17 protein-coding genes and 1 tRNA gene are annotated in these 24,731 nt (G+C 66.6%); 13 read left to right on the plus strand and 5 right to left on the minus strand.

Going from position 1 to position 24,731, the window contains the following annotated elements; translation table 11 throughout:
- Positions 1 to 31: 31 nt before the first annotated feature.
- Positions 32 to 1,573, minus strand: a complete 1,542-nt coding sequence (locus tag PGN16_RS18710) for a hypothetical protein (protein WP_335310859.1) — start codon at positions 1,571 to 1,573, stop codon at positions 32 to 34.
- Between the two features lie 78 nt (positions 1,574 to 1,651).
- Between PGN16_RS18710 and PGN16_RS18715 the strand changes: the two genes are divergently transcribed.
- Both PGN16_RS18715 and clpP read left to right on the plus strand, forming a co-directional pair.
- Positions 1,652 to 2,605 (plus strand): glycosyltransferase family 2 protein, encoded by a 954-nt coding sequence (locus tag PGN16_RS18715; protein WP_443019683.1) that lies wholly within the window; start codon positions 1,652 to 1,654, stop codon positions 2,603 to 2,605.
- A 56-nt stretch (positions 2,606 to 2,661) separates the two neighbouring features.
- Entirely contained in the window at positions 2,662 to 3,351 is a 690-nt protein-coding gene (gene clpP / locus PGN16_RS18720) for an ATP-dependent Clp endopeptidase proteolytic subunit ClpP (RefSeq protein ID WP_335310860.1), read from the plus strand.
- Here clpP and PGN16_RS18725 read toward each other — a convergent pair.
- Positions 3,346 to 4,668 carry a hypothetical protein gene (locus tag PGN16_RS18725; protein WP_335310861.1) on the minus strand — a complete coding sequence of 441 codons (1,323 nt, stop codon included), beginning with the start codon at positions 4,666 to 4,668 and terminating at the stop codon, positions 3,346 to 3,348. The two genes, clpP and PGN16_RS18725, sit on opposite strands and share 6 nt — an antisense overlap.
- Before the next feature lie 234 nt (positions 4,669 to 4,902).
- Here PGN16_RS18725 and clpX point away from each other — a divergent pair, with 234 nt between their 5' ends.
- The gene (clpX, locus tag PGN16_RS18730) at positions 4,903 to 6,171 is read left to right on the plus strand and encodes an ATP-dependent Clp protease ATP-binding subunit ClpX (RefSeq protein WP_028965324.1); all 1,269 of its coding nucleotides are present in this window, start codon (positions 4,903 to 4,905) and stop codon (positions 6,169 to 6,171) included.
- Between the two features lie 319 nt (positions 6,172 to 6,490).
- Positions 6,491 to 7,615 (plus strand): calcium:proton antiporter, encoded by a 1,125-nt coding sequence (locus PGN16_RS18735; RefSeq protein WP_335310862.1) that lies wholly within the window; start codon positions 6,491 to 6,493, stop codon positions 7,613 to 7,615.
- Positions 7,616 to 7,706: 91 nt separating this feature from the next.
- On the opposite strand, the gene PGN16_RS18740 is transcribed toward PGN16_RS18735, so the two are convergent.
- Both PGN16_RS18740 and PGN16_RS18745 read right to left on the minus strand, forming a co-directional pair.
- Positions 7,707 to 7,949 (minus strand): hypothetical protein, encoded by a 243-nt coding sequence (locus PGN16_RS18740; protein ID WP_335310863.1) that lies wholly within the window; start codon positions 7,947 to 7,949, stop codon positions 7,707 to 7,709.
- Entirely contained in the window at positions 7,922 to 9,679 is a 1,758-nt protein-coding gene (locus PGN16_RS18745) for a M1 family metallopeptidase (protein WP_335310864.1), read from the minus strand. Before PGN16_RS18745 ends, PGN16_RS18740 begins: the two co-directional genes overlap by 28 nt.
- On the opposite strand from PGN16_RS18745, the gene lon reads away from it, so the two are divergent.
- The 5 genes from lon (at position 9,678) to PGN16_RS18770 (ending at position 17,740) form a co-directional block, all read left to right on the plus strand.
- The gene (gene lon, locus PGN16_RS18750; protein ID WP_335310865.1) at positions 9,678 to 12,074 is read left to right on the plus strand and encodes an endopeptidase La; all 2,397 of its coding nucleotides are present in this window, start codon (positions 9,678 to 9,680) and stop codon (positions 12,072 to 12,074) included. The genes PGN16_RS18745 and lon overlap by 2 nt on opposite strands.
- 163 nt (positions 12,075 to 12,237) lie before the next feature.
- Positions 12,238 to 12,510 (plus strand): HU family DNA-binding protein, encoded by a 273-nt coding sequence (locus PGN16_RS18755; RefSeq protein WP_335310866.1) that lies wholly within the window; start codon positions 12,238 to 12,240, stop codon positions 12,508 to 12,510.
- Between the two features lie 61 nt (positions 12,511 to 12,571).
- A tRNA-Val gene (locus PGN16_RS18760) sits at positions 12,572 to 12,646 on the plus strand.
- A 515-nt stretch (positions 12,647 to 13,161) separates the two neighbouring features.
- Positions 13,162 to 14,823: a hypothetical protein gene (locus tag PGN16_RS18765; protein WP_335310867.1), complete on the plus strand. Its 1,662-nt coding sequence runs from the start codon at positions 13,162 to 13,164 to the stop codon at positions 14,821 to 14,823.
- Between the two features lie 94 nt (positions 14,824 to 14,917).
- Positions 14,918 to 17,740, plus strand: coding sequence for a TonB-dependent receptor domain-containing protein (locus tag PGN16_RS18770; protein WP_335310868.1), 2,823 nt, complete (start codon positions 14,918 to 14,920; stop codon positions 17,738 to 17,740).
- 170 nt (positions 17,741 to 17,910) lie between these two features.
- On the opposite strand, the gene PGN16_RS18775 is transcribed toward PGN16_RS18770, so the two are convergent.
- Complete coding sequence (locus tag PGN16_RS18775; RefSeq protein ID WP_335310869.1) at positions 17,911 to 18,540, minus strand: prolyl hydroxylase family protein; 630 nt, start codon at positions 18,538 to 18,540, stop codon at positions 17,911 to 17,913.
- A 117-nt stretch (positions 18,541 to 18,657) separates the two neighbouring features.
- Between PGN16_RS18775 and PGN16_RS18780 the strand changes: the two genes are divergently transcribed.
- From PGN16_RS18780 to gspF, 4 genes are all read left to right on the plus strand, one after another.
- On the plus strand, positions 18,658 to 19,548 hold the full coding sequence (locus PGN16_RS18780; RefSeq protein WP_335310870.1) for a type II secretion system protein N: 891 nt from the start codon (positions 18,658 to 18,660) through the stop codon (positions 19,546 to 19,548).
- Complete coding sequence (gene gspD, locus PGN16_RS18785) at positions 19,545 to 21,764, plus strand: type II secretion system secretin GspD (RefSeq protein ID WP_335310871.1); 2,220 nt, start codon at positions 19,545 to 19,547, stop codon at positions 21,762 to 21,764. Before PGN16_RS18780 ends, gspD begins: the two co-directional genes overlap by 4 nt.
- Positions 21,761 to 23,329, plus strand: coding sequence for a GspE/PulE family protein (locus PGN16_RS18790; RefSeq protein ID WP_335310872.1), 1,569 nt, complete (start codon positions 21,761 to 21,763; stop codon positions 23,327 to 23,329). Before gspD ends, PGN16_RS18790 begins: the two co-directional genes overlap by 4 nt.
- 176 nt (positions 23,330 to 23,505) lie before the next feature.
- The gene (gene gspF / locus PGN16_RS18795) at positions 23,506 to 24,729 is read left to right on the plus strand and encodes a type II secretion system inner membrane protein GspF (RefSeq protein ID WP_335310873.1); all 1,224 of its coding nucleotides are present in this window, start codon (positions 23,506 to 23,508) and stop codon (positions 24,727 to 24,729) included.
- Positions 24,730 to 24,731 lie beyond the last annotated feature (2 nt).

Here is a 24,731-nt window from a genome sequence, read left to right on the forward strand (position 1 = left end):
GAGTCACCGTCCTTGCACTGACTTCCGCGCGCTACGATCCGATTGCGAGATTTCGCGCGATTGGTGCGCGCCGCTGAATGATCACCGCGCGCGCGACGATCACCGACGCAGCGATCGGCAGCAGCCATATGACCCGCATGTTGTAGCGTTCGTGCGGCGTGGACAACGCGCCACAGATCGCGACATTCGCGATCCAGCCCAACAGCGTCCAGGCGCCGAGCAGCGCTTGCTCCCGCAGATCGGCACGGCGCGCCGCCCAGCCGATCACCATAACGCTCGCCAGCAGCAGCGGCCAGGTCAATGCCCCGATCAGGTCGATCGGCATCGTTCCGCGGAAGGCTGCCGTGGTGCGCAGTTGCGCGACGACACTGGAAGGTATCTTTCGCTCGAAGTTTTGGAACTCGGCGGACGCGTACCGGAACTCCGGCAGGCCGACCTGCGTGAACTGCTCGCCCATAGCGTTCAGCGACGCGCCAAGCGTCGCGACGGGGCGGTCGCGCAGCACCGCGAAAACGAAACGCATCTGCTCATCCGACAGCGCCCGCGCCTCCGCGGGAGAGGCGGCGGTGAACACGCCGGTGGCGGGGTCGCCGCTCCACAGGAAGCTGTCGCTATGTAGCGGCAGTTGATCGAGGTGCCGGCAGATCACCCAATGTTCGGTGGCGCAATGCGCCCGTGCATAGTCGGTGCCCACGCCATCGGCGGTCAGTCGTGCGGTAAGGAACGGCGGTCGGATCGGTGGAGCGCCGGTCGCCCGCTCGATCGCGATACCGAAACTGGTGTCGCCGACCAGCCCGAGCAGCCCCGCCGCGGCGACGAGGGCGATCGCCCTAGGATGCAATCCGATCCGCCGACGCACGAGCAGCAACAGCCCGGCGCTGCCGGCGATCGCCAGAAGGATCAACGTCGTAGCGCTATGCGTCAGTGCTCCATAACCCGCCAACGCGACCCAGCCGACACGCCCGGCGGGCGTTTCGCGCCGCCACCCGCTCAGCAGCACCGCCGCCGCCAGGATCGCCAACCCGGCAAAGATGTCGGGCATCAACATGCAGGCGAAATAGGGTAGCGGGGTGAGAAGCGCGATCGCGATGACGGCGACCGCCGTCGTCATGAACGCCCGCTCGCGCGCGGGATCGACGGCATGACGCACGACGCCGATCAACGCCGCGGTCGCCGCTAGCGTCTGCACGGCGACGACGATCCAGAACGTACCGAACAGCACCCCCAGATATGCCAGCGCGCCGTAGAAAGGCGACCGTCCGGTCAGAATCGGCTTGTTGGTCGACCCCGGCTCCGCGCGAACTGTCGGCGCAACGATCGTCTGTTTCGCGCGGGCCGTCTGCGGGGTCCTTTGGGCGACCTTCAACGTGCGCTCGATCGTCCAGTCACTTGAACGACCCAGGGTGCGCACCGCCAGTGCGTCGACCCCTCGAATGTAGGCGGCGGTATCATCGAAGAAGAAAGCGCTGCCGTTTACCATCGCAGGCCAGGCCAGCAAGGGCGCGAGAAGCAAGAGCACGAATTGTCGCGGCACCAGCCGTGTCAGGGTCGGTTCCGGATCGTCGTCGCGCACGTCAAGCTCCCTCGATTTTAATGCCTCTACCACATAAAGGCTGTTAAGCGAGCGTTCGTAGCGGCGGGGGGTAAAGTGGTGCTCAAGAACGAAACAGCGTCAAGAATTGCGGTGCTGTTGCCATGTTATAACGAAGAAGCCGCGATCGCGCAGACGATCGCCGCGTTCCGGGCCTCGCTGCCAACGGCGACGATCTACGTCTATGACAACAACAGCCGCGACCGCACCGTCGCGGTGGCACGAGCAGCGGGCGCGATCGTTCGCACCGAGCGCATCCAGGGCAAGGGCGCGGTGGTGCGTCGGATGTTCGCTGATGTCGATGCCGACGTCTATGTCATGGCGGACGGTGATGCGACCTATGACGCCAGCGCCGCGCCGGCCCTGGTCGCACGGATGGTCGACGAGCAGCTTGATATGGTGGTTGGCTGTCGGATCGGCGAAGCGGCGGCTGCCTATCGTCGCGGGCACCGGCTCGGCAACGCATTGCTCACGGGGATGCTGACGCGGCTGTTCGGGCGCAGCTTCACCGACATCCTGACGGGCTATCGCGTGTTCTCGCGCCGGTTCGTCAAGAGCTTCCCGGTGCTGTCGGTCGGGTTCGAGATCGAAACCGAAATCAGCGTCCACGCGCTCGAACTCAAGATGCCGGTCGGCGAGATCGACACGCCATATTTCGTGCGTCCTGAGGGTTCGGTGTCGAAGCTGAGCACCTATCGCGACGGCTGGCGCATTCTGGGCACGATCGCGACACTTTACCGGATCGAGCGCCCGTTGTGGTTCTTCGGCGGGGTTGGTGGCCTGCTCGCGGCGCTGGCGGTGATCCTCGCGGTGCCGCTGGTCCTCACCTATATGGACACCGGGCTCGTCCCGCGCTTCCCGACCGCGATCCTGATCACCGGGCTCATCATCCTGGCCGCGCTGTGCTTTTTCGCCGGGCTGATCCTCGACACCGTGGTGCGCGGGCGGCGCGAGGTGCGGCGGCTCGCCTATCTGCAACTCCCGGCGCCGGGACGGGTAAGCGAAGGGGCTTGAACCGTTACGCGGAAGCACCGATGTTGCGGCTCTTCCTAAGCGAAAAGAGAGTTTCCATGCACAATCCGTTCGACACCGGCGATTTCGCGGGCAAGCTGGCGAGCGCCGGGCTCGGGCTGCATCAGACCCAGGCCGGGCTGGTGCCGATCGTGATCGAGCAGTCGAACCGCGGCGAGCGGTCGTTCGACATCTTCTCGCGGCTATTGCGCGAGCGGATCGTGTTCGTGACCGGCGGGGTCGAGGACGGCATGGCCAGCCTCATCACCGCGCAGCTGCTGTTCCTCGAATCGGAAAATCCGAAGAAGGACATCTACATGTACATCAACTCGCCGGGCGGTGTCGTCACGGCGGGCATGGCGATCCACGACACGATGCAGTACATCCGCCCGCGCGTCGGCACGGTCTGCATCGGTCAAGCCGCTTCGATGGGCAGCTTCCTGCTCGCCAGCGGTGAGCCGGGGATGCGCGTCGCGCTGACCAACAGCCGCATCATGATCCACCAGCCGTCGGGCGGCGCGCAGGGCATGGCCGCGGACATCGAGATCCAGGCGCGCGAGATCCTGCGGATGCGCCACTTCCTCAACACGCTCTACGCCAAATACACCGGCAAGCCGCTCGAGGAGATCGAACGCGCGATGGACCGTGACAAGTTCATGAGCGCCGAGGAGGCGAAGGAATTCGGCCTGATCGATCAGGTGTTCGACAAGCGGCCGCAACCGGCCGAGGACATCAGCGCGGCTTCATGATGAACGTCGTGGCGCGCGTGTCTGCCACGCGCGCCACGCTGTTGCGATCAGGTCGGCGGCAGCGAAGATCATGAACGGATAGTAGAGGTAGGTGTAGCGCATTACGGGCTGAAACGGGAGCGTGAGCGCCGACAGACCGAACAGGAGGATCGCCAGATATAACCAGCCCGGACGATGTCTCCACAAGGCCAAGGCGAGGCCCAAAAGTCCCAACGCGTTGACGGCGGAGCAGAGTAGCGCGCGAGGGCCTGGCATGGTGCCGGTTCCGAAGGTGGCGAACTGCCACGGCTCGGGTATCCACTGCTGGCGCAGGTGCAGCAGCAGCAATTGCGCGGTCTGTTTGGGATGCGTTACCATCCATTGCGTCGTCTCGCTGCCGAGCCGGTGGGAATAGGCGACCTCGCCACCTGCTGCTTCAAGCGCGGCAAAACCCTTGGGCCAAGTCGGATGTATCTCGGACAGCAACTCCATGAAGCGCTCGCGGCGATCGGGCGCGGTCAGCGACGCGGAATCCATTCCGATCCGTAATTCCAGCCCGGCATTGCTGCGTGAAGGAATGAAGGTACCGAAGACCTGCTCGTTCCTGATCACCCAGGGCGTCAGCATCGCCGCCAGCACGACGATCCCGGCGGCCGCTGAGAGAAGCATCTGCTTTATGGACATGCGCCTGATCATCAGCACCAGGCTCGCCACCCCGCCAGCCATTCCGGCGGGAGGATTTACCACCAGCAGCATCGCGGCGCAGACGCCGATCGCCACCGCGTTGCGGCCCTGCCGGGGATCGTCGCGAGCCGCGATCATCTCGGCATGAAGCAACTGATCGAGCAGCAGCACCATCAGGATAATCGTCACGCCGCCATCCCAAAGGCGGAAGTCGACCGCCTCCTGCCCGAGGTAAAGCGGGGACAGGCACGCGAAAGCCAGTGCGCCCAGTCGAGCGGTAATGTTGGTGCCGAGCCGGCCGAAGATGCGAATCAGCAGCAGGAACGACGCCATTACGAGCGCGATCGACCAGGTCGTGAGCACGAACTCTGCAGCCAGCGTTCGCAGCCCCAGCACCGAATAGACGCCGCCGCCGATCGCCTGCGTGAGTGGATAGAAATGCGCGGTCGGCCCGGTTCCGGTGCCGTAAGCGTCGGCGATGCCGCGCCCCGAACCGATCGCCAGCGCCACGTTCAGGGCCTCACCGGCGGCGCTGGGCTGAGGGCGCAATGCTGACCAGGCAGCGCGCAGCGCGATGCCGAGGGACACCAGGACGATAACGATCGTGCGATCGCCCAGCCGCCTGCGCGTAACGTGAAGCTGCCGCATCAACATGTTTATTTCCCCCAGCCGCGCCCCTGCGGTGGCGCGTCAGGCAAGTCAAGCTGGACCGCTAGCCCTTGAAGCCCGCGTTGAGACATTCAATATGTCCTGCAGCGGCGAGGCAGCCCGGAAATCCGAGCGTGTTAACGTGAAAAGCACGCTTTGTACGTTGTTGCTTAAGGAGCGGTGCGTTAGCCTGCGCCGCGCACAGGGCGGGTCGACGATCCGCGACGAAGGATGGACTGAATGACGAAACTTAGTGGCGGCGATAGCAAGAGCACCCTCTATTGCTCGTTCTGCGGCAAGTCGCAGCACGAGGTGCGCAAGCTGATCGCCGGACCCACCGTCTTCATCTGTGACGAATGCGTCGAGCTGTGCAACGACATCATTCGCGAGGAGACGAAGTCCGCGCTGGTCGCCAAGAAGGACGGCGGCGTGCCGACGCCGCAGGAAATCTGTGACGTGCTCGACGACTATGTCATCGGGCAAAAGCAGGCGAAGCGCGTGCTGTCGGTGGCGGTCCACAATCACTACAAGCGGCTGAACCACGGCGCCAAGGGTGCCGATGTCGAGCTGGCGAAGAGCAACATCCTGCTCGTCGGTCCTACCGGCTGCGGCAAGACGCTGCTCGCCCAGACGCTCGCGCGCATCCTCGACGTGCCGTTCACGATGGCCGATGCCACGACGCTGACCGAGGCCGGTTACGTCGGCGAGGATGTCGAGAACATCATCCTCAAGCTGCTCCAGGCGTCGGATTACAACGTCGAGCGTGCGCAGCGCGGCATCGTCTATATCGACGAGATCGACAAGATCAGCCGCAAGGCCGAGAATCCCTCGATCACCCGCGACGTGTCGGGCGAGGGCGTCCAGCAGGCGCTGCTAAAGCTGATGGAGGGCACCACCGCCAGCGTGCCGCCGCAGGGCGGGCGCAAGCATCCGCAGCAGGAGTTCCTGCAGGTCGACACGACGAACATCCTGTTCATCTGTGGCGGCGCCTTCTCGGGCCTCGAGAAGATCATCGGCGACCGCCTGCAGGGCAAGTCGATCGGCTTCGGCGCCTATGTCGCGACGCCGGAAGAGCGTCGCACCGGCGAGGTGCTGCGCCAGACCGAGCCGGAGGATCTGCTCAAGTTCGGGCTGATCCCCGAGTTCGTCGGCCGTCTGCCGGTGATCGCGACGCTGGAAGACCTCGACATCCCGGCGCTGGTCAAGATCCTGGCCGAGCCGAAGAACGCGCTGGTCAAGCAGTATCAGAAGCTGTTTGAGATGGAGGAGGTCAAGCTCGGCTTCACCGACGATGCGCTGACCACGGTCGCCAAGAAGGCGATCGAGCGCAAGACCGGCGCGCGCGGGCTGCGCTCGATCCTTGAGGGCATCCTGCTCGACACGATGTTCGACCTGCCGGGGATGGACTCGGTCGACGAGGTGATGATCGACAAGGACGTGGTCGAGGGCCGCAAGGACCCGGTCCGCGTCTATGCCGAAAAGAGCAAGAAGGCCGGCGAGGTCGCCTGATCCGAAGCGGCGAGGGCGCGGTAGCATCGCGCGCGCTCTCCCCGTCGTCCCGGGCTTGACCCGGGACCCCGCTTCTTCCCGACGCTGGTAAAAGAGCCGGACCTACAGAGGCAGCCCTTCGCTTCACCGGCACCCGTGCAAAAGCGGGATCCCTGATCAAGTCCGGGATGACGGAAGGGCGGGGTGTTCGGTAACGATCGAAAGCGCTTGGAAACAGCGCTTTCGCCCGGCGCAGACGCCGGCACCTGCCAGATCGTTTCACCAGCGGATCATGTCCGCGCCTCATGCATTGGTCGGGAAAAGGGAGCCCACCGATCGCATGACCCTCGAAGACGACGCCTTGCCGCCCGCCGACGTGCGCCGTTCGCTGCTCCACCGGCTCGACCTGCCGCTGTGGACGCTGGCATTGCCGCCGCTCGGGCTGCTGACCGTATTGCTGTCGCTCTACAAGATGGGCGCGGCCGGAACGATCGGCGCGACGATCGTGCTGTTCGGCTGCGTGCTCGCCGCGGTCCACCACGCCGAGGTGGTCGCACATCGGGTCGGCGAGCCGTTCGGCACGCTCGTGCTCGCGATCGCGGTGACCGTCATCGAGGTGTCGCTGATCGTCTCGCTGATGCTCTCCGACGCCGGCGACGCCTCGGCGCTGGCGCGCGACACCGTCTTCGCCGCGATCATGATCATCCTCAACGGTATCATCGGGCTGTGCCTGCTGGTCGGCGGCCTGCAACATGGCGAGCAACGCTTTACGCTGCGCGGGGTGAGCGCTGCGCTCTGCACGCTTGCCGCGCTGGCGGTGCTGACGCTGGTGCTCCCCAATTACACGCTCACCACGCCGGGGCCTTATTACGCCACCTCGCAGCTGGTGCTGGTCGCGGTGGTCAGCCTGTTCCTCTACGGCGTGTTCGTGATGGTGCAGACCTTGCGCCACCGCGAATATTTCCTGCCCGAGCAGGGCGACGAGGACGGCCACGCCGCGATGCCGAGCCGCGCGACCACCGGCGTGGCCTTCGCCACGCTGCTGGTCGCGCTGGTCGCGGTGGTGCTGCTCGCCAAGGCGCTGTCGCAGACCGTCGAGGAGGCGGTGCTCGGTGCTGGGCTGCCGCTCGCGGTGGTCGGGGTCGTGATCGCCGCGCTGGTGCTCGCCCCCGAAAGCCTCGCCGCTTACCGCGCCGCGGCGCGCAACCGCATCCAGACCAGCCTCAACCTCGCGCTCGGCTCGGCGCTGGCGACGATCGGCCTCACGATCCCGGCGGTCGCGATCGTCAGCCTCGTGCTCGACCTGCCGCTCGCGCTCGGGCTCAGCGCGATGAAGATCATCCTGCTCGCGCTGTCGCTGTTCATCGCGACGATTTCGCTCGGCACCGGACGGACCACCGTGCTGCAAGGCGCGGTGCATCTGGTGATCTTCGCGGTCTATCTGTTCACGACCGTGGTGCCCTGATCCGTCATTGCGAGCGCAGCGAAGCAATCCAGGGCCGGACCAGGACGCCCTGGATTGCTTCGCTGCGCTCGCAATGACGAGCTTTGCGGCGCTATCCCCGCTGCCGCGCCGCCAGCGCCAGCCCCGCGGCGATTTGCAACAGCGCATACAGCCGCCGACGCCCCGGGCGTCCGACGAAGGGCCGCACCGTTCGCTCGGCTCCCAGCGCGTTCTCCTTCCAAAGATCGGTATGCCGCTTTGTCTGCGTCAGCCCGAGGAACCCGTCGCCGATCATGAACACCGCCGCCATCTCCAGCACGCGCGCGGTCAGCGGGGCTTCTGCTGCTGTTTCCATTGCTGATACTCCTCCACCGCGACCGAGCGACGCAGGAGACGCGCTGCCGGGTCGATCACCAGATGCGCGCCGGCTGGTACGGTCACCATCGCCGTACCGCCCGGCATCTCGACGCGGCGCGCCACGCCGTCGACCGTCAGCTCGACCGGCATCGCGAAGACGCGCGTGCGCTCCGTCCGCCAGGCGAGCCGCAACGTGTCGCCGTCACGCGTCGTCACCAGCTCGGGCAACGCACGATCGCGCAGATAGGTGTCGAAGAACCATGACAGATCGCGCCCGCTCTCCTCGCGGACGATCGCCTCGAACTCGCGGGTCGAGCCGTAGCGCGGCGTGAAATTGCCCGGCTTCGGATCGCGACGCCCATAAACCATCCGCCGCACCGCATCGAAGAAGGCGCGGTCGCCGATCAGCCACCGCAGCGTGTGGAGCGTCCACGACCCCTTGTAATAGATGTCGGTGCCTGCGCCGCCCTTGCTCGGCTCATAGACCTCTTCCTCGGTCAGCACGCGGTCGCGGACGATCGGGGCACGGTTGGTGATCTGGTTGCGCTGCGCCTCCAGCATCACCGCATAGCGCGCGTCACCCTCGCGCCACTGGCCGTAGAGCGGCTGCATGTAGCTGCCGAACCCCTCGTGCAGCCAGTAATCGTCCCAGTTGGCGGCGGTCAGCTGGTTGGCGAACCATTCGTGGCTGAATTCGTGGTGGAACAGCCAGTCGAACCCCTCGGGCGCCTTGGCATAGCCATTGCCATAGGCGTTGATCGTCTGGTGCTCCATGCCCTTGTGCGGCGTCTCGACCACGCCCAGTTTCTCGTCGCCGAACGGATAGGGGCCGATCACGCTTTCGAAGAAGTCGAGCGTCGGCGCGAATTCGTCGAACAGCTTCTTCGCCTGCGCGCCCTCGCCGGGCAGGTGCCAGTAGTAGAGCGGGATCGTATTGCCGTAGCGGCTCTTGTAGCTGCCCTCGATTACCTCATACGGCCCGATGTTGATCGCGATCGCATAGGTGTTCGGCTGCCGCGCGCGCCAGTGCCAGACCGTCCGCCCGTCGGGCAGCGTGTCGACCTTCAGCAGCTTGCCATTCGACGGCGCCTTCAACCCCTTGGGCGCGGTGATGTGCAGCGTCGCCACCTCGGGCTCACCGGTCGGAAAGTCGAGGCACGGCCATAGCAGGTCGCAGCCATAGCCCTCGGTCGTGCTCGCGATCCACGGCTGGCCGTCGGGCGTCTGCGACCACACCATTCCGTCGTCCCACGGCGCGTTGACCGCGACGTGCGGAATGCCGTCATAGGCGATCGCGACCGTCGCCTGCTTGCCCGCCGCCAGTGCACGCGCCACGAAGATCCGCCCGTCCGGGCGCTCCGCACGCACCGGCTTGCCGTCGATCGTCACCGATCGCACCTGATAGTTCGAGTCGAGATCGAGCGTGATCGCCGCCACGTCGCGCTTGGCCGTGACGACCAGCGTGGCGCGTGCCGTCATCCGTCGCGTCGCCGGATCGGGGGCGAACGACAGGTCGGCGGAACGCAAGCTCAGGTCGGCCTGTCCGGCAGGGCGTATGCCGCCCGAAAGCTGCGTCTGCTCGCTGATCGGCGGCTCGCCCTTGCCCGGCAGTTGCGCGGCGGCGACCGAGGTCGGGACGGCGAGCGCGAGCAGAAGATTGATGCCGCGCGCGAACGCACCATATAAACGGTGTTGGCCGCCCCACACGGGCGGTACCGGAGTATACATGACGTCTGCTTTCCCCGTTCTGCCGCTTCGCGACATCGTCGTCTTCCCGCACATGATCGTGCCGCTGTTCGTCGGGCGCGACAAGTCGGTCGCCGCGCTGGAAGCCGCGATGGCCGCCGACAAGGAGATTTTCCTCGTCGCGCAGCTCGATCCGGCCGAGGACGATCCCGCGCGCGACGATCTGTACTCGATGGGCGTCACCGCCACCGTCCTGCAATTGCTCAAGCTGCCGGACGGCACCGTGCGCGTGCTGGTCGAGGGCAAGGCGCGCGCGACGCTGGAGACGCTGGAGGAAAGCGGCGAGTATTTGACCGCGACGGTCGCGCCGGTCGCCGATGCAGACGCCGAGGGTCCGGAAGCGGCGGCGCTGATGCGCTCGGTCGTAGACCAGTTCGAGAATTACGCCAAGCTCAACCGCAAGCTGCCCGCCGAACTCGCCGCGCAGCTCGCCGAGATCGACGCCGCCGGCCGGCTGTCGGACACGGTCGCGGGCAACATCCAGGTCAAGGTCGCCGAGAAGCAGGCGCTGCTGATGGAGGCCGATCCGCTCAAGCGGCTGGAGATGGCCTATGCGCTGATGGAGGGCGAGCTCGGCGTCCTGCAGGTCGAGAAGAAGATCAAGAGCCGCGTCAAGCGCCAGATGGAGAAGACGCAGCGCGAATATTATCTCAACGAGCAGCTGAAGGCGATCCAGCGCGAGCTGGGCAACGAAGGCGAGGAAGGCGAGGGCGACGAGATCGCCGAGCTGACCCAGAAGATCGCGACGCTCAAGCTGTCCAAGGAGGCGCGCACCAAGGCTACCGCCGAGCTAAAGAAGCTGAAGACCATGGCGCCGATGAGCGCCGAGGCGACGGTGGTGCGCAACTATCTCGACGTGCTGCTCGGGCTGCCATGGGGCAAGAAGAGCAAGATCAAGAAGGACATCCCCGCCGCCGAGGCGATCCTCAACGAGGACCATTACGCGCTGGAGAAGGTCAAGGACCGGATCGTCGAATATCTCGCGGTGCAGGCGCGCACCAACAAGCTGAAGGGGCCGATCCTGTGCCTCGTCGGCCCGCCCGGCGTCGGCAAGACGTCGCTGGGCAAGTCGATCGCCAAGGCGACCGGGCGCGAGTTCATCCGCCAGTCGCTGGGCGGCGTGCGCGATGAGGCCGAGATCCGCGGCCACCGCCGCACCTATATCGGCTCGCTGCCGGGCAAGGTGGTGACGAACCTCAAGAAGGCCGGGGCCAGCAACCCGCTGTTCCTGCTCGACGAGATCGACAAGCTCGGCCAGGATTTCCGTGGCGATCCGGCGTCGGCGCTGCTGGAGGTGCTCGACCCGGAGCAGAACGCGAAGTTCAACGACCATTACCTCGAGATCGACATCGATCTGTCAGACGTGATGTTCGTCTGCACCGCCAACTCGCTCAACCTGCCGCAGCCGTTGCTCGACCGGATGGAGATCATCCGTCTGGAAGGGTACACGGAGGATGAGAAGGTCGAGATCGCCGAGCGTCATCTGATCGCCAAGCAGATCGAGGCGCACGGGCTGAAGCCGGGCGAGTTCACGCTCACCAACGAGGGGCTGCGCGCGCTGATCCAGCGCTATACCCGCGAGGCCGGCGTGCGCACGCTCGAGCGCGAGGTGGCCAAGCTGTGCCGCAAGGCGCTGCGCCAAATCCTGGAGGGCAAGGCGGAGAGCGTCACGATCACGCCGGACAATCTGTCGGATTTCGCGGGCGTGCAGAAGTTCCGCCACGGCCTTTCGGAAACCGAGGATCAGATCGGCGCGGTCACCGGGCTGGCGTGGACCGAGGTCGGCGGCGAATTGCTGACGATCGAAAGCGTCACCGTGCCCGGAAAGGGACAGGCGAAGGTCACCGGCAAGCTGGGCGACGTGATGAAGGAATCGGTGCAGGCGGCCTTCTCGTTCGTCCAGGCGCGCTCGCCGTCGTTCGGGATCAAGCCCAGCCTGTTCCACCGCAAGGACATCCACATCCACTTGCCCGAAGGCGCGGTGCCCAAGGATGGGCCGTCGGCAGGCATCGGGCTGGTCACCTCGATCGTCTCGACGCTGACCGGCACGCCGGTCCGCAAGGAAGTGGCGATGACCGGCGAGGTGACGTTGCGCGGGCGCGTGCTGCCGATCGGCGGGCTCAAGGAGAAGCTGCTCGCCGCGTTGCGCGGCGGGATCGAGACGGTGCTGATCCCCAAGGAGAATGAGAAGGATCTTGCCGAAATCCCGCAGAACATTCGCGAAGGGCTGAAGATCGTGCCGGTCGCGCATGTCGATGAGGTCCTGCGGCTCGCGCTGGTGCGTCCGCTGGAGGCGATCGACTGGACCGAGGCCGACGAACTGGCTGCGCTTCCGCCCGCGCCGATCACGCCGGTCGGCGGCGAGCTGCATCACTAAATACCGTCGTTTGTCAGTTTATTGCGACCGCCGTACCGGTGATCCGGTACGGCGGTTTCGTTTGACTCAGCGGCACGGGCGCGCGTTAATGGCCGGATGCGGGTTCCGATCCGCGAATCCATTCCATATATGTAACGACTTTCTGAAAGTGGGGTTTTGCGGGATGAACAAGCAGGAACTGATCGCGCAGGTCGCGACGGCCGCCGGGTTGGGGAAGAATGAGGCGAGCCGCGCGGTCGAGGCGGTGTTCGACACCATCTCGGCATGCCTGAAGAAGGGGGACGAGGTGCGTCTGGTTGGTTTCGGCACCTTCGCGGTCAGCAAGCGCAAGGCGTCGACGGGCCGCAACCCCCGCACCGGCGAACCGATGGCGATCAAGGCGTCGAGCCAGCCGAAGTTCAAGGCGGGCAAGGTGTTGAAGGATTCGCTGAACTGACGCGAATTTGCTCTGGACAGGGCAGGGGCGCTTGCGTAGATGCGCCGCTCCGCCAACGGATGGGCGCGTAGCTCAGCGGTAGAGCACACCCTTCACACGGGTGGGGTCACAGGTTCAATCCCTGTCGCGCCCACCATCCGGTTCACGAAAATGCCCCGCGGGTCGCTCTGACCGGCGGGTCATTTCGCGTTTGGGACCAAGAAGTCCTCCCTTGGTTTCTGCCCGGCGGTCCATCCGATCGTCATTCCCGCGCAGGTGGGAATCCATATGCGCAGGCTTTCGCAAGAGCCGCACCGTAGGAGGTTTTTGATACACGCCGACGCGGAAATGACGATTGAGGCGCAGCCCCTCTGCAAAGTCTCGCCCCGTACATGTCACGCGACCGCACCCGCACAATCTTCGCGAGACCTGATCGGGCAACTACCCGCCGTTGCTGAAATGGCGTAAGTGCTTGAAACCAGCGAAGCTCCACACGTCCCATCGTCGGACATGTCATACAACCGTAACGGTTGCGTCACGCATTCGTCTCTGAACCTGCATTCAGCCGTCATTTTCACCGCCTAGCGGCGCTCTCGACGATCGAGCGGACACTCAGGTCCGACTCGGATCGGGGCCTTGAGAAAGGGCCCGAATCTCGAAGGGAGTGAGTTCATGGTCAGCTTCAGCCGCCGCAGCCACATGCTGCTGGCATCCAGTGCCGCCCTGTTCCTGGCATCGTGCGGCGCGGACGATGTGGCGTCGCCGGGTGCTGGCAGCGTGCCGGTCACGATCAACCAGCCGGCGCCGACTCCCACGCCGACCGGCACCGCGACGCCGACCCCGCTGACCGCCGCGCAGTTCGCGCTGTCGACCGCTGTCAACGGTGTCAGCATCACCGCCGACGAGCAGGTCGCGCTGGTCAACGCCGGGCAGAACAACAACCTCCAGGGCTTCGGCGCGACACTGAACGGCGTCTACCCGGTCAGCGGCGCCTCGCTGACCACCGCCAGCAACCCGCAGACGGTGCTCGGCAACAGCAGCTTCCTCCAGAACACCAGCTTCGTCGGCGCGCTCAGCGGCCCTAACGACAATTCGTTCTCGGGCTGGACCTGCAATTCGTCGAGCGCGACCTTCCTCAACAGCAGCGCGTGCACCGCGGTGCCGTCGATCGGCAGCGGCACGCCGGCGGCGTCCTGCCCGACGGGCTTGACCGACGACGGCCTGAACACGTCGAACGGCGCCAGCAATCCGGCAACCTTCCGCTATTGCCGCCTGCCGCAGGTCATCACCGCCGATCTGACGCTCGCGAAGATCCCGGGCCTCGTCTACCGCTTCCGCGGCCTGACCGAAGTCGGCGTCGACGGTGGTGCGTCGGCGACGCTGACGATCCAGCCGGGCGTCGTGCTCGCGGCGGACTCGACCGAAACCACCAACGACGTCGTGCTGGTCAACCGTGGCAGCAAGATCAACGCGGTCGGCACTGCCGACGCGCCGATCATCTTCACCGCGCAGCAGAACCTTGCCAACAACGGCGTGTCGGACTCGTCGCAGGGTCTGTGGGGCGGCGTGATCCTGCTCGGCAAGGCGCCGACCGCGGTCTGCATCACCGGCTCCGGCCCGAACACCGCCGACGGCACCTCGGCGGGCGCCACTGCGCCCTGCCAGCAGCAGATCGAGGGCGTCACCGGTCGTCTGTACGGCGGCACCGACGCTGCCGACAGCTCGGGCACGATGCAGTACGTGCAGATCCGCTACACCGGGATCGCGATCAGCGAAGGCAACGAGCTGCAGGGCCTTACGCTCGGCGGCACCGGGTCGGGCACGACGATCGACCACGTCCAGAGCCACAATTCGGCCGACGACGGCATCGAGATCTTCGGTGGCGCGACCAACCTGAAGTATTTCGTCGTGACCGGCGCGGATGACGACGGCTTCGACGTCGACAACGGCTGGCGCGGGTTCATGCAGTTCATCATCGCCGCGCAGAAGGCCGGCGGCTCGACCGCCGACTCGTTCGCGACCGAGATCGACTCGAACAATCAGGAAGACCTGCTGCCGCGCACCTACGGCCGCTACGCCAACTTCACGTTCATCCAGACGAATTCGGCACCCGCCGCGATCCGCCTGCGCGGCGGTGCGGACTTCGCCTTCGTCAACGGCATCGTGAAGACCCAGTCGGGGGCGGCATGCCTCAACGTCATCGCGGGCAATGCGGTGAACGGGGCTGCTGCAACCGGCAACGACCGCTCCACGGTCCGCCCCGCGAACAGCGCGCTGCAGGACGTCGGCCCGCCGACCTTCAACTCGATCTACTTCCAGTGCCAGGGCCGCTGAGGCGCGCTTAGCCCCTCGTGATGCTCGGCGGAGCCCGGGGAGCGCCTGATCGCGCCACCCGGGCCCGCTTTTTAGAACCAGACTGGAAACCGACATGCGCCAGCGCACCCTTGCCTCGCTTCTTCTCCTGACGACCACGCTGGTCGCCCCCGCGGCGCTCGCGCAGGTCGCTCCGGCTCCGTCGGCGCCCGCCGGCCCGCCGCAGACCAGCACCACCTCGCCCGGCCCGGCCACCTCGCCGGAGCAGCAGGCACAGGCGACGCAGGATGCGGTGCCCGGTACTGCCGATGATCAGGCCGAAATTTCCGCCCCCGGCGTCGACGCCAGCACCGCCGGCGACATCGTCGTCGTCGGGCGCAACATCCCCAATGCGGTCCGCGCCACCGCGCAGGTCGTCAACGTTCTGTCGACCGCCGACATCGCGCGGACCGGCGAGGGCGACATCGCCGGCGCGCTGACCCGCGTCACCGGCCTGTCGGTGGTCGGCAACGGCTATGTCTTCGTGCGCGGGCTCGGCGACCGTTATTCCTCGGCGTTGCTCAACGGCTCGCCCTTGCCCAGCCCGGAGCCGCTGCGGCGCACCGTGCCGCTCGACATCTTCCCAACCACGGTGGTCGGCTCGGCGCTGGTCCAGAAGACCTATTCGGTCAACTATCCGGGCGAATTCGGCGGCGGCGTCATCAACCTGACGACCAAGGCGATCCCGGACGAGAATTTCTTCACGGTCGGCGCGTCCGGCGGTATCGATACCGAGACGACCGGGCGGCTCGGCTATACCTATTTCGGCTCGAAGACCGACTGGCTCGGCTATGACGGTGGCGAGCGCAACGTTCCCGACTTCATCAAACAGGCGCCGACCGGCAATGGCGTGATCCCCGCCGCGCAGGTGCTGCAATTGTCGAATGCGCGCACGACGCTCCTCCAGCGCAACAGCGACATCCCGGCCAATTATTCTGGCAGCCTCGATCTCGGCGTGACCGGCGACGTGGGCTCGACGCGGGTGGGCCTGATCGGCAGCGTCGGCGTGTCGAACAACTGGCGCACCCGCGACGCGGTGCAACAGGATACCGTCAGCGACGACGGCACGATCCGCAACGACTTCAATACCGTCATCACCGACAATCGCGCCGTGGTGAACGGCCTGCTCGGCTTCGGGCTGGAATTCGGCGAGAACAAGATCCGCTGGACCAACGTCTACATCCACGACACCCTCAAGCAGGGGCGTGCCTCGGCGGCGACGGTCTACAACAATTCGAGCGGCAACCCGCTCTTCCAGCAGAACACGAGCTGGTTCGAGCGCAAGCTGATCGAGACGCAATTGGTCGGCGAGTTCAGACCGGTGCAGGACCTGTCGATCGACGTGCGCGGCGCCTATGCCAATTCGCAGCGCAATTCACCGTACGAGCGGCAGTTCATCTATCTCTGCAACACGTCGCTCAACACGAACCTGAGCAACGCGCCGGTCTCCGACAGTGGGGTGAGCTGCCCGGGCGTGTGGCAGGCGACGAACGCCTTCGACCGCTTCGCGACGGTGGTGTTCAGCGAGTTGAACGAAAACCTGTACTCGGGTCAGGCCGATGTCGCCTACAAGTTCCAGGGCGAGCGCCCGATGACGCTGTCTGCGGGCTATTATTATTCGGAGAACGAGCGCACCTCGACGCGCCTGCCGTTCACCTATCAGACGGTGGCGGGCGGGGCGATCCCGTTCCCGTGCAACCTGTTCCGCCCCGATTACCTGCTGTCGCCCGATGTGGTGAACGGCTGTCCGGTGCCGGGCGCGGGCAATCCGTCCGACACGGCGGTGCAGATGCGCTTCGACGCCGGGCAGAACGGCTCCTACGCCTATGACGCCCTGCTGCGCGTCCACGCCGGCTATGTGCAGGCCGAGGCGGAGGCGTTCGACGGCGTCCGCGCGATCGTCGGTGTCCGCTACGAGACCGCGACGCAGACCGTGACGCCCGTCAACGCGACCGGCACGCGCCTGAAGAACGATTACTTCTTGCCCGGTGCGACGCTGACGTGGAACTTCGCGCAGGACATGCAGCTGCGCCTCGCCGCGTCGAAGACGATCGCCCGTCCGCAGTTCCGCGAACTGGCGCCCCAGGCGTTCCGCGACTTCGAATCGGATCGCCTGTTCTTCGGCAATCCGCGGCTGAAGGACTCGGAACTCTACAATCTCGAGGCGCGCTACGAATGGTTCTTCGCGCGTGACCAGCGGATCACGCTGGCCGGCTTCTACAAGCGCATCGACAATCCGATCGAGCAGGTCGGCTTCTTCCCGACCCCCGATGCACGGCTCCAGACCGGTTTCACCAACCTGCCGCGCGCCAAGCTGTACGGCGCGGAGATCGAGGCGCAGAAATATATCCCCCTCGACTTCATCTCCGAAGGCATGGCGGGCAAGCGCGCGGTGGTGATCGCCAATTACACCTGGACGCATTCGGCGCTCACCGCCGACCGCACCTGTGTGCCCGGCGTGCTGGAAGGGACGACGCTCGGCGGCTGCCAGGCGAACTTCGCGCCCGCCGCCAGCCTGTTCCGCGACGGCGCGCCGCTGACCGGCCAGTCCGACCACCTCGTCAACCTTCAGCTCGGTTACGAGGACAAGGATAATGGCACGCAGGCGACGCTGTTGTTCAACTACGCCAGCGAGCGCGTGACCAACCGCGGCCCGTCGCTGCTGGGTGGTGCCGGCTTCCAGCCCGACATCATCGAGAAGCCCGGCATCCGCCTCGACTTCGTCGCGCGCCAGACCGTCGACTTCATGAGCAAGAAGGTCGAGATCAAGGCCGAGATGCGCAACCTGACCGGCACCCGCTATCAGGAGTTCCAGACCTTCGACAGCGGCAACCGCGTCGACATCAACCGCTATCGCCTGGGCCGGCTGTTCACGCTGGGCGCGAGCGTCACCTTCTGATCCGAGGATCGGCACCTCCACGACCGTCATCCCGGACCCTTCGACAGGCTCAGGAGAGCCTTGATCCGGGATCCCGCTTCTTTCTTCTTCGCTGCGGCTGAAAAGAAGCGGGATCCCGGATCAGGTCCGGGGCGACGGATGAAGTGCTTATGGACGGGTGACCGCGCCGTTCACCAGCCCCACGGGCGCTCACGATACCATTTGGTGATGATATATTTCGTCCCCGCGCGCACCTTCATCCCGTGGTGGATGGTCGCGGGGTTGAGCGTGCCGTCGGGGCGGCAGTTGTTCCAGCACACCAGCTTGCCCCGTTCCGGCTGGATCGTCTTGTCGACCGCCTTGAAGCGCGTCGCGCCGCCCGCCTCGGGCTCGTTGAGATAGATCATCGCGGTCCAGGTACGATTGCCCGCCACGCTGCAATAACGGTCGAAGTCGGCGCCGTTCGGCTCGAAATAATCGGTATGCGCCTTGAATTCCTGCCCCACGGCATAGCGCTGCCCCTGGATCGGCTCGCCATGCAGCGGGTCGAGCCCGGTCGCGGCGGCCAGCGCCGCGTCCACCTGCGCCACCACCGGGTCGGTCCCGGGCAGGTCGCAGGTTTCGCTGGTGCGAAAGGCCGTGTCGCCGTTCGCGTCGGCGATCGTCGACGGTCGCCTGCCGATGTCGATCAGCTCGACCAGACGAGCGCACGTCTCGGGCGACAGGAAGCCGCGTTTGACGAACAGCGTCAGCTTCGGGCTGGGCAGGCGCTGGAAGCCGGACTGGGCGGCAAGCCGGGCGGCGATCGGATCGGTGGCCATCGCCGGTTCTTGCCACAGGTAAAGGTGAGGCCCCAAGCACAGAAATATTACACAAACTCGCAATACCCACGTAATATGGTTTACCTAGCGGCCGTTCGCGGGGAGTTGGCCAGGCCGATGCGTTTGAAGTTCGATGCCCGTGCGCGCGCGATCCTGCGGCGGCTGCCCGTGGTAAATATCTATTCCGCCGCGGAATTGGCGCTGCTTGCGGCGCTGGCGGTGCAATGTGCGCGGCTGGCGTGGGTGCTGTTGACGCCGGTCGCGCCGCTTGGGGCATGGACGCCCGCCGGGCCGACCGTCCCTGCCGATGCGGCGGGCGTGCTCGCCGGATTCGATCCTTTCTACCGCGTCAGCGGTGCGGCGCAGGCGCAGGGGCCGACCGCGGTCACCTCGCTTCAGCTCACGCTCTACGGCACGCGCATGGACAGTGCGCAGGCGCGCGGCGCGGCGATCATCGCCGGTCCCGATGGCGTGCAGAAGAGCGTCGCCGTCGGTGAGGAGGTGGCCCCCGGCGTCACGCTCAAGGCAGTCGCCTTCGATCATGTCACGCTCGATCGCGGCGGCCGCAGCGAGGATCTGTTCCTCGATCAATCGGGCGGCGGCACCACCGTCACCGCGCCGACCGGCGATCCGGCCCAGAACCCGCCGCCCGGCCCGCCGCCGGGTGGTCCCGCGCTCGCTGCGCCGCTCGAGATACCCAGCGGCGGGACGATCCCGTCGGGCACTCCGATGGTGTCGCCGCAGCAGCTTCGCTCGGAGATCAGCGCCATTCCGCGGATCGACGGCGGCAAGGTCACCGGCGTCACCGTGCGCGGGCAGGGGGGCACCGCCTTCCGGGCCGCCGGGCTGCGCGACGGCGACATCATCACCTCGGTCGCGGGCCGCCCGATCACCGGTCCGTCCGATCTCGATATGCTCACCCGCGCCCGCGCGTCGGGCGGCACCCTGTCCCTCACGGTGGAGCGCGGCGGGCAGCCGTTGCCGCTCACCATTCCGGTAGCTCGATGAACCGCACCGCCACTTTCCTGTCGCCGCTCGTCCTCCTCGCCGCGGCGCAACCCGCGCTGGCGCAGACCACGCTCAACGTGCGCGATGCGGACATCCGTGCGTTCATCGCCGATGCCGCGAAGGTGACCGGGCGCACCTTCATCATCGACAATCGCGTGCAGGGGAAGGTGACCGTCGTCACCGATCGCCCGCTGTCGCGCAGCGATTATCTGGAGGTGTTCCTCTCGACGCTGCGCGCCAATGCCCTGGTCGCGGTGCCGACCGCCAACGGCGCGTTCCGCGTCCAGCCGATCGACAATGCCGCCAGCCAGCCGGGCCGGATCGGCCTCGCCGGGGCGCAGCGCAATCAGCTCGTGACCGAGATCATCCGGCTGCGCTCGGTCGACGCCGCGCAGGCGGTCGACACCGTCCGCCCGCTGGTCAGCGCGCAAGGGTCGGTCACCGCCAATCGTGGCGGCAACAGCCTCGTCGTCGTCGATTTCGCCGATAACGTCCGCCGCGTCCGCGAAGTGGTGCGCCGCATCGACGCCGACACCTCGGCGACGCGGATCATCGCGCTCAAGAACGCGCGCGCCAGCGAGGTCGCGACCGCGCTGACCGGCTTGCTCGGCGGCGGCGCACAGGGCGGGGCGGCGGCGGCGACCGGCGGCGCGTCGGCGGTGGCGATCGAGAGCAGCAACGCGGTGGCGCTCCGTGGTGATCCGCAGACCGTCGCGCGGCTCGCCGGGCTGGCGCGCGAACTCGACCAGAGCGCGCGCAACGCGACCGAAATCCGCGTCGTCTTTCTCGAAAATGCCGACGCCAATCAATTGCTGCCCGTGCTCCAGCAACTCGTCGGGCAAGCACCCGACGCGGTGCAGGAACAGGGTCTCAGCCGCACGGGGCTCAGCACGTCGAGCACCGGGGCGACCGGCGTCGGCGCGACCCCGCAGCCGGCCACCCGCAGCCAGTCGCAACAGACGTCCACGCAGACGTCGGGCGGCCAGCCACAACAGGCCGCGATCCGTGGCGAAGGCGCGCGCACCGCGGCGGTCGTCACCCGCTACGCCGGCGCGAATGCGATCGTCGTCGCCGCGCCCGCCGACGTTCAGCGCCAGCTCGCCGAGGTGATCCGCAAGCTCGATCAGCGCCGGCAACAGGTGCTGGTGGAGGCGATCGTCGCCGAGGTGTCGGACAGCACCGTCAACCGGCTCGGCGCGCAGTTCCTGCTCGGCAACATCGACGGTGGCGCGTTCGCCGCCTCGACGTTCAGCAACTCCGCCCCGAACATCCTTCAGCTTGCCGGCGCGATCGGCGCGCAATCTCTGGGCTCGACCCGCACCGTCGTGACCGCGCCCGACGGCACGCGGACCGAAACGACCACCAACAACACCGCGTCGAACACGCTGACGCAATCCGCGATCAATTCGATCATCGGTTCGCAGGGCGGCTTCGGCGGCTTCGGCGGGCAGATCGGCAGCACGGTGTTCGGCGCGATCATCAACGCGGTGAAGAGCGACACCAAGTCGAACCTGCTGCAAGTCCCGCAGATCATGACGCTCGACAATCAGGAGGCGCATACGCTGGTCGGGCAGGAGATCCCGATCACCACCGGCGAAGCGCTGTCGAACAATTTCGACAATGCCTTCCGCACCACGCAGCGCCAGAACGTCGGCATCGGGCTCGACGTCCGTCCGCAGGTGAACTCCTCGGGCACGATCAAGATGAACCTCCATCTGGAGGTCAGCTCGATCGCCGGTCCGGTCAGCAGCAGCAATTCCGACCTGATCCTCAACAAGCGCGAGGTCGAGACGGTGCTGACCGTCGACGACGGCGCGATCGGGGTGATCGGCGGGCTGCTTTCCGATGAGGAGCGGCGCACGATCGAGAAGATCCCGCTGCTCGGCGACATTCCGGTGCTGGGCAATCTCTTCAAGAGCCGCGCCAAGACCCGCGCCAAGTCGAACCTGATGATCTTCATCCGCCCGACCGTGATCCGCTCGGCGGAGGAGAACCGCCGCGTCACCGAGCGCCGCTACGGCTATCTGCGGCTCCAGCAGGGCCTGCAGGACCCGGCCGCCGAGCCGTCGATCGACGAACTGGTCCGCGATTATATGGGCGCGACGCCGCCGCTGCCCCCGCCCGGCGAACCGGGCAGCATCGAGGATCCGCGCGTCGGCGTGCCGGTCTATCGCAACTCGACCAGCGTCATCACGGGCGGGGGCAAGCGCAAATGATCCTGCGAACCGGCGCGGAGATCGACGCGGCCGCTGCGCCGTTGCCGCCCGCTCCGGACGGCGCGACAATTCTGACCGACGCGGTGCCGGTCGTGCTGCCTTATGCGTTCGCGCGCAAGTTCGGCGTCGTCCTGGATGGAGACGGCGTGGCGCTGCGCGAGGGCAGCGATCCGCGCGCGCTGATCGAGGTGCGGCGCGTGCTCGGGCGCGCCTTCGATGTCGCGGTGGTCGCGCCCGCTGCCTTCGACCGGCTGCTCAGCGACAATTATGCGATGGACGGGCAGGCGACCGCCGCCGCCGCGGTCGGGATGGGCGACGAACTCGACCTGCTCGCCGAAGGGCTGCCGACTGCCGAGGATCTGCTCGACACTGCCGATGACGCGCCCGCGATCCGGCTCATCAACGGCATCATCGCCGATGCTGCACGCAACGGCGTGTCGGACATCCATATCGAGCCCTATGAGACCGGCCTCGTCGTGCGGATGCGCATCGACGGCGTGCTGCGCGAGACGCTCAGGATGCCGCCGCACGTCGCGCCGGTGGTGGTCAGCCGCATCAAGGTGATGGCGCGGCTCGACATCGCCGAGCGGCGCGTGCCGCAGGACGGGCGCATGGGTCTGACGCTCGGTGGCAAGTTGCTCGACGTCCGCGTCTCCACGCTGCCGAGCCGCGCGGGCGAGCGCGTCGTGCTGCGTATTCTCGACAAGGAGAATGCCGGCATGGACCTCGACGCGCTCGGGATGAGCGCGGCGATGTACGCGTTGCTGCGCGAGGCGATCGCCGAGCCGAACGGCATCGTGCTGGTGACCGGGCCGACCGGCAGCGGCAAGACGACGACGCTCTACGCCGCCTTGCGGCTGCTCAACGACGGCAGCCGCAACATCCTGACCGTCGAGGACCCGGTCGAATATGCGGTCGAGGGGGTCGGGCAGACGCAGGTCAACGCCAAGGTCGGGCTGACCTTCGCCGCAGGGCTGCGCGCGATCCTGCGGCAGGACCCCGACACGGTGATGATCGGCGAAATCCGCGACCGCGAGACCGCAGAGATCGCGGTGCAGGCGTCGCTGACCGGGCACCTCGTGCTGTCGACCGTCCACACCAACGACGCGGTCGGCGCGATCACGCGAATGCGCGACATGAAGGTCGAGCCGTTCCTGCTCGCCTCGACGCTGCGCGCGGTGATTGCGCAGCGCCTCGTGCGTCGCCTGTGCAAACATTGCGCACGCCCGGTGCAAGCATCGGAAACGGTCGCGCCGCTGCTCGGCATCGATCCGGCGGCGACCGTCTATGAGGCGGTAGGGTGCGAGAATTGCAACAGAACCGGCTTCCGCGGCCGGATCGGCGTCTACGAAGCGGTGCGCGTCGACGCGACCGTCCGCCGCCTGATCAACGAGGGCGGCGACGAAGATGCCATCGCGCGCCACACCTTCGCAAACAACGACACGCTCGCCACCGCCGCTCGGCGCCTGGTGGAGAGCGGGCAAACCACTGCGGAGGAAGCGATTCGCGTCTCGCGCAGCGAAAACGCCGACGCCGCCGAAGCCGCGATCGCCGATGCGCACTGAATCCGTTGGCCGACCTCTAGAACCGTTCGCACTGAGCTTGTCGAAGTGCGTGTTGCAGGCGCTCCACCCGGTTCACGTGCTTCGACAAGCTCAGCACGAACGGAGTGGGGCGTTCAGTCCGTCTCGCTCAAGTACTTGTTCAAGCGTCATGATTGCGTCGATCGAAAGCGCCACCCATGGCTGACTTCGACTATCTCGCGATCGACACGCGCGGTAACGAGACGCGCGGCCATGTCAGCGCCACCGACATGGACGCCGCGCGCGCGGCGCTCGACCGCAAGCGCCTCTACGTCGTCCGCATCGAACCCGGCAGCACCCCGCAGGCGCGCAGCCGTCCGTTGTTCGGACTCGAACTCGGCCGCGCGAAGATGTCGGGCAAGCAATTGACCTTGTTCACCCGCCAGTTGGCGACGCTCAACCGCGTCTCGCCGCTCGAGGAATCGCTTCGCACGATCACCCGCCAGACCGAGCAGGAAAGCGTCCGCGCGATCGTCCAGACCGTCCACAGCGCGGTCGTCGAAGGCCGCCGCCTCGCCGATGCGATGGCGCGCGAGCCGAAGAGCTTCCCGCCGCTCTACCGCGCGATGGTCGCGGCGGGCGAAAGCTCGGGCACGCTGCCGCAGATCATGGAGCGGCTGTCGACCCTGCTCGAACGACAGGCCGAAATCCGCGGCAAGTTGCTGACCGCCATGGCCTACCCCTCGGTGCTCGCCGCCGTCGCGCTAGGCGTGGTGCTCGCGCTGATGACCTTTGTCGTCCCGCAGGTAGTCGAGCAATTCGACACCGTTGGTCAGGAACTTCCGCTTCTCACGCGGCTGGTGATCGGCCTGTCCGACGTGCTGGTCGGCTGGTGGTGGCTGATGCTGTTCGTGCTCGTCGGGCTTGGCGTCGGCGCATGGGCCGCCTTGCGCCAGCCGCCGATCCGGCTTGCCTTCGATAGTTGGCTCTTGCGCGTTCCGCTGCTTGGACGCTTGCTCCGCGACCTCCATGCGGCGCGGATGGCGCGGACCCTGTCGACGATGGTCGCCAGCCGACTTCCGCTATTGGAAGGGCTTAGTCTCACCGCGGGCACGATCCACAACCGCCGGCTCAAGGCGGCGTCGGACGAGATCACCGAGTCGATCCGCGGCGGCGGCAGCCTGTCGGCGGCAATGCGCCGCGCCGGAGTCTTCCCGCCGCTGCTCGTCTATCTCGCCGCCAGCGGCGAGGCGGCGGGACGGCTCGACGAGATGCTTGAGCGCGCCGCCGACTATCTGGAGCGCGAGTTCGACCGCTTCACCGCCACCGCCATGTCGCTGCTCGAACCGTTCATCATCGTCATCATGGGCGCGATCGTCGCGACGATCGTGCTATCGATCCTGCTCCCCATCCTTCAGCTCAACACGCTGGCCGGACAATGAGA

Origin of the sequence: Sphingomonas phyllosphaerae, assembly GCF_036946485.1 — a bacterium.
Lineage (GTDB): Bacteria > Pseudomonadota > Alphaproteobacteria > Sphingomonadales > Sphingomonadaceae > Sphingomonas > Sphingomonas phyllosphaerae_E.

Bases quoted from the DNA above. Each gene is read 5' to 3' on its own strand.
- clpP (WP_335310860.1), top strand. From the start codon at position 2,662: ATGCACAATCCGTTCGACACCGGCGATTTCGCGGGCAAGCTGGCGAGC.
- PGN16_RS18725 (WP_335310861.1), bottom strand. From the start codon at position 4,668: ATGTTGATGCGGCAGCTTCACGTTACGCGCAGGCGGCTGGGCGATCGC.
- clpX (WP_028965324.1), top strand. From the start codon at position 4,903: ATGACGAAACTTAGTGGCGGCGATAGCAAGAGCACCCTCTATTGCTCG.
- PGN16_RS18735 (WP_335310862.1), top strand. From the start codon at position 6,491: ATGACCCTCGAAGACGACGCCTTGCCGCCCGCCGACGTGCGCCGTTCG.
- PGN16_RS18740 (WP_335310863.1), bottom strand. From the start codon at position 7,949: ATGGAAACAGCAGCAGAAGCCCCGCTGACCGCGCGCGTGCTGGAGATG.
- lon (WP_335310865.1), top strand. From the start codon at position 9,678: ATGACGTCTGCTTTCCCCGTTCTGCCGCTTCGCGACATCGTCGTCTTC.
- PGN16_RS18745 (WP_335310864.1), bottom strand. From the start codon at position 9,679: ATGTATACTCCGGTACCGCCCGTGTGGGGCGGCCAACACCGTTTATAT.
- PGN16_RS18755 (WP_335310866.1), top strand. From the start codon at position 12,238: ATGAACAAGCAGGAACTGATCGCGCAGGTCGCGACGGCCGCCGGGTTG.
- PGN16_RS18765 (WP_335310867.1), top strand. From the start codon at position 13,162: ATGGTCAGCTTCAGCCGCCGCAGCCACATGCTGCTGGCATCCAGTGCC.
- PGN16_RS18770 (WP_335310868.1), top strand. From the start codon at position 14,918: ATGCGCCAGCGCACCCTTGCCTCGCTTCTTCTCCTGACGACCACGCTG.
- PGN16_RS18775 (WP_335310869.1), bottom strand. From the start codon at position 18,540: ATGGCCACCGATCCGATCGCCGCCCGGCTTGCCGCCCAGTCCGGCTTC.
- PGN16_RS18780 (WP_335310870.1), top strand. From the start codon at position 18,658: ATGCGTTTGAAGTTCGATGCCCGTGCGCGCGCGATCCTGCGGCGGCTG.
- gspD (WP_335310871.1), top strand. From the start codon at position 19,545: ATGAACCGCACCGCCACTTTCCTGTCGCCGCTCGTCCTCCTCGCCGCG.
- PGN16_RS18790 (WP_335310872.1), top strand. From the start codon at position 21,761: ATGATCCTGCGAACCGGCGCGGAGATCGACGCGGCCGCTGCGCCGTTG.
- gspF (WP_335310873.1), top strand. From the start codon at position 23,506: ATGGCTGACTTCGACTATCTCGCGATCGACACGCGCGGTAACGAGACG.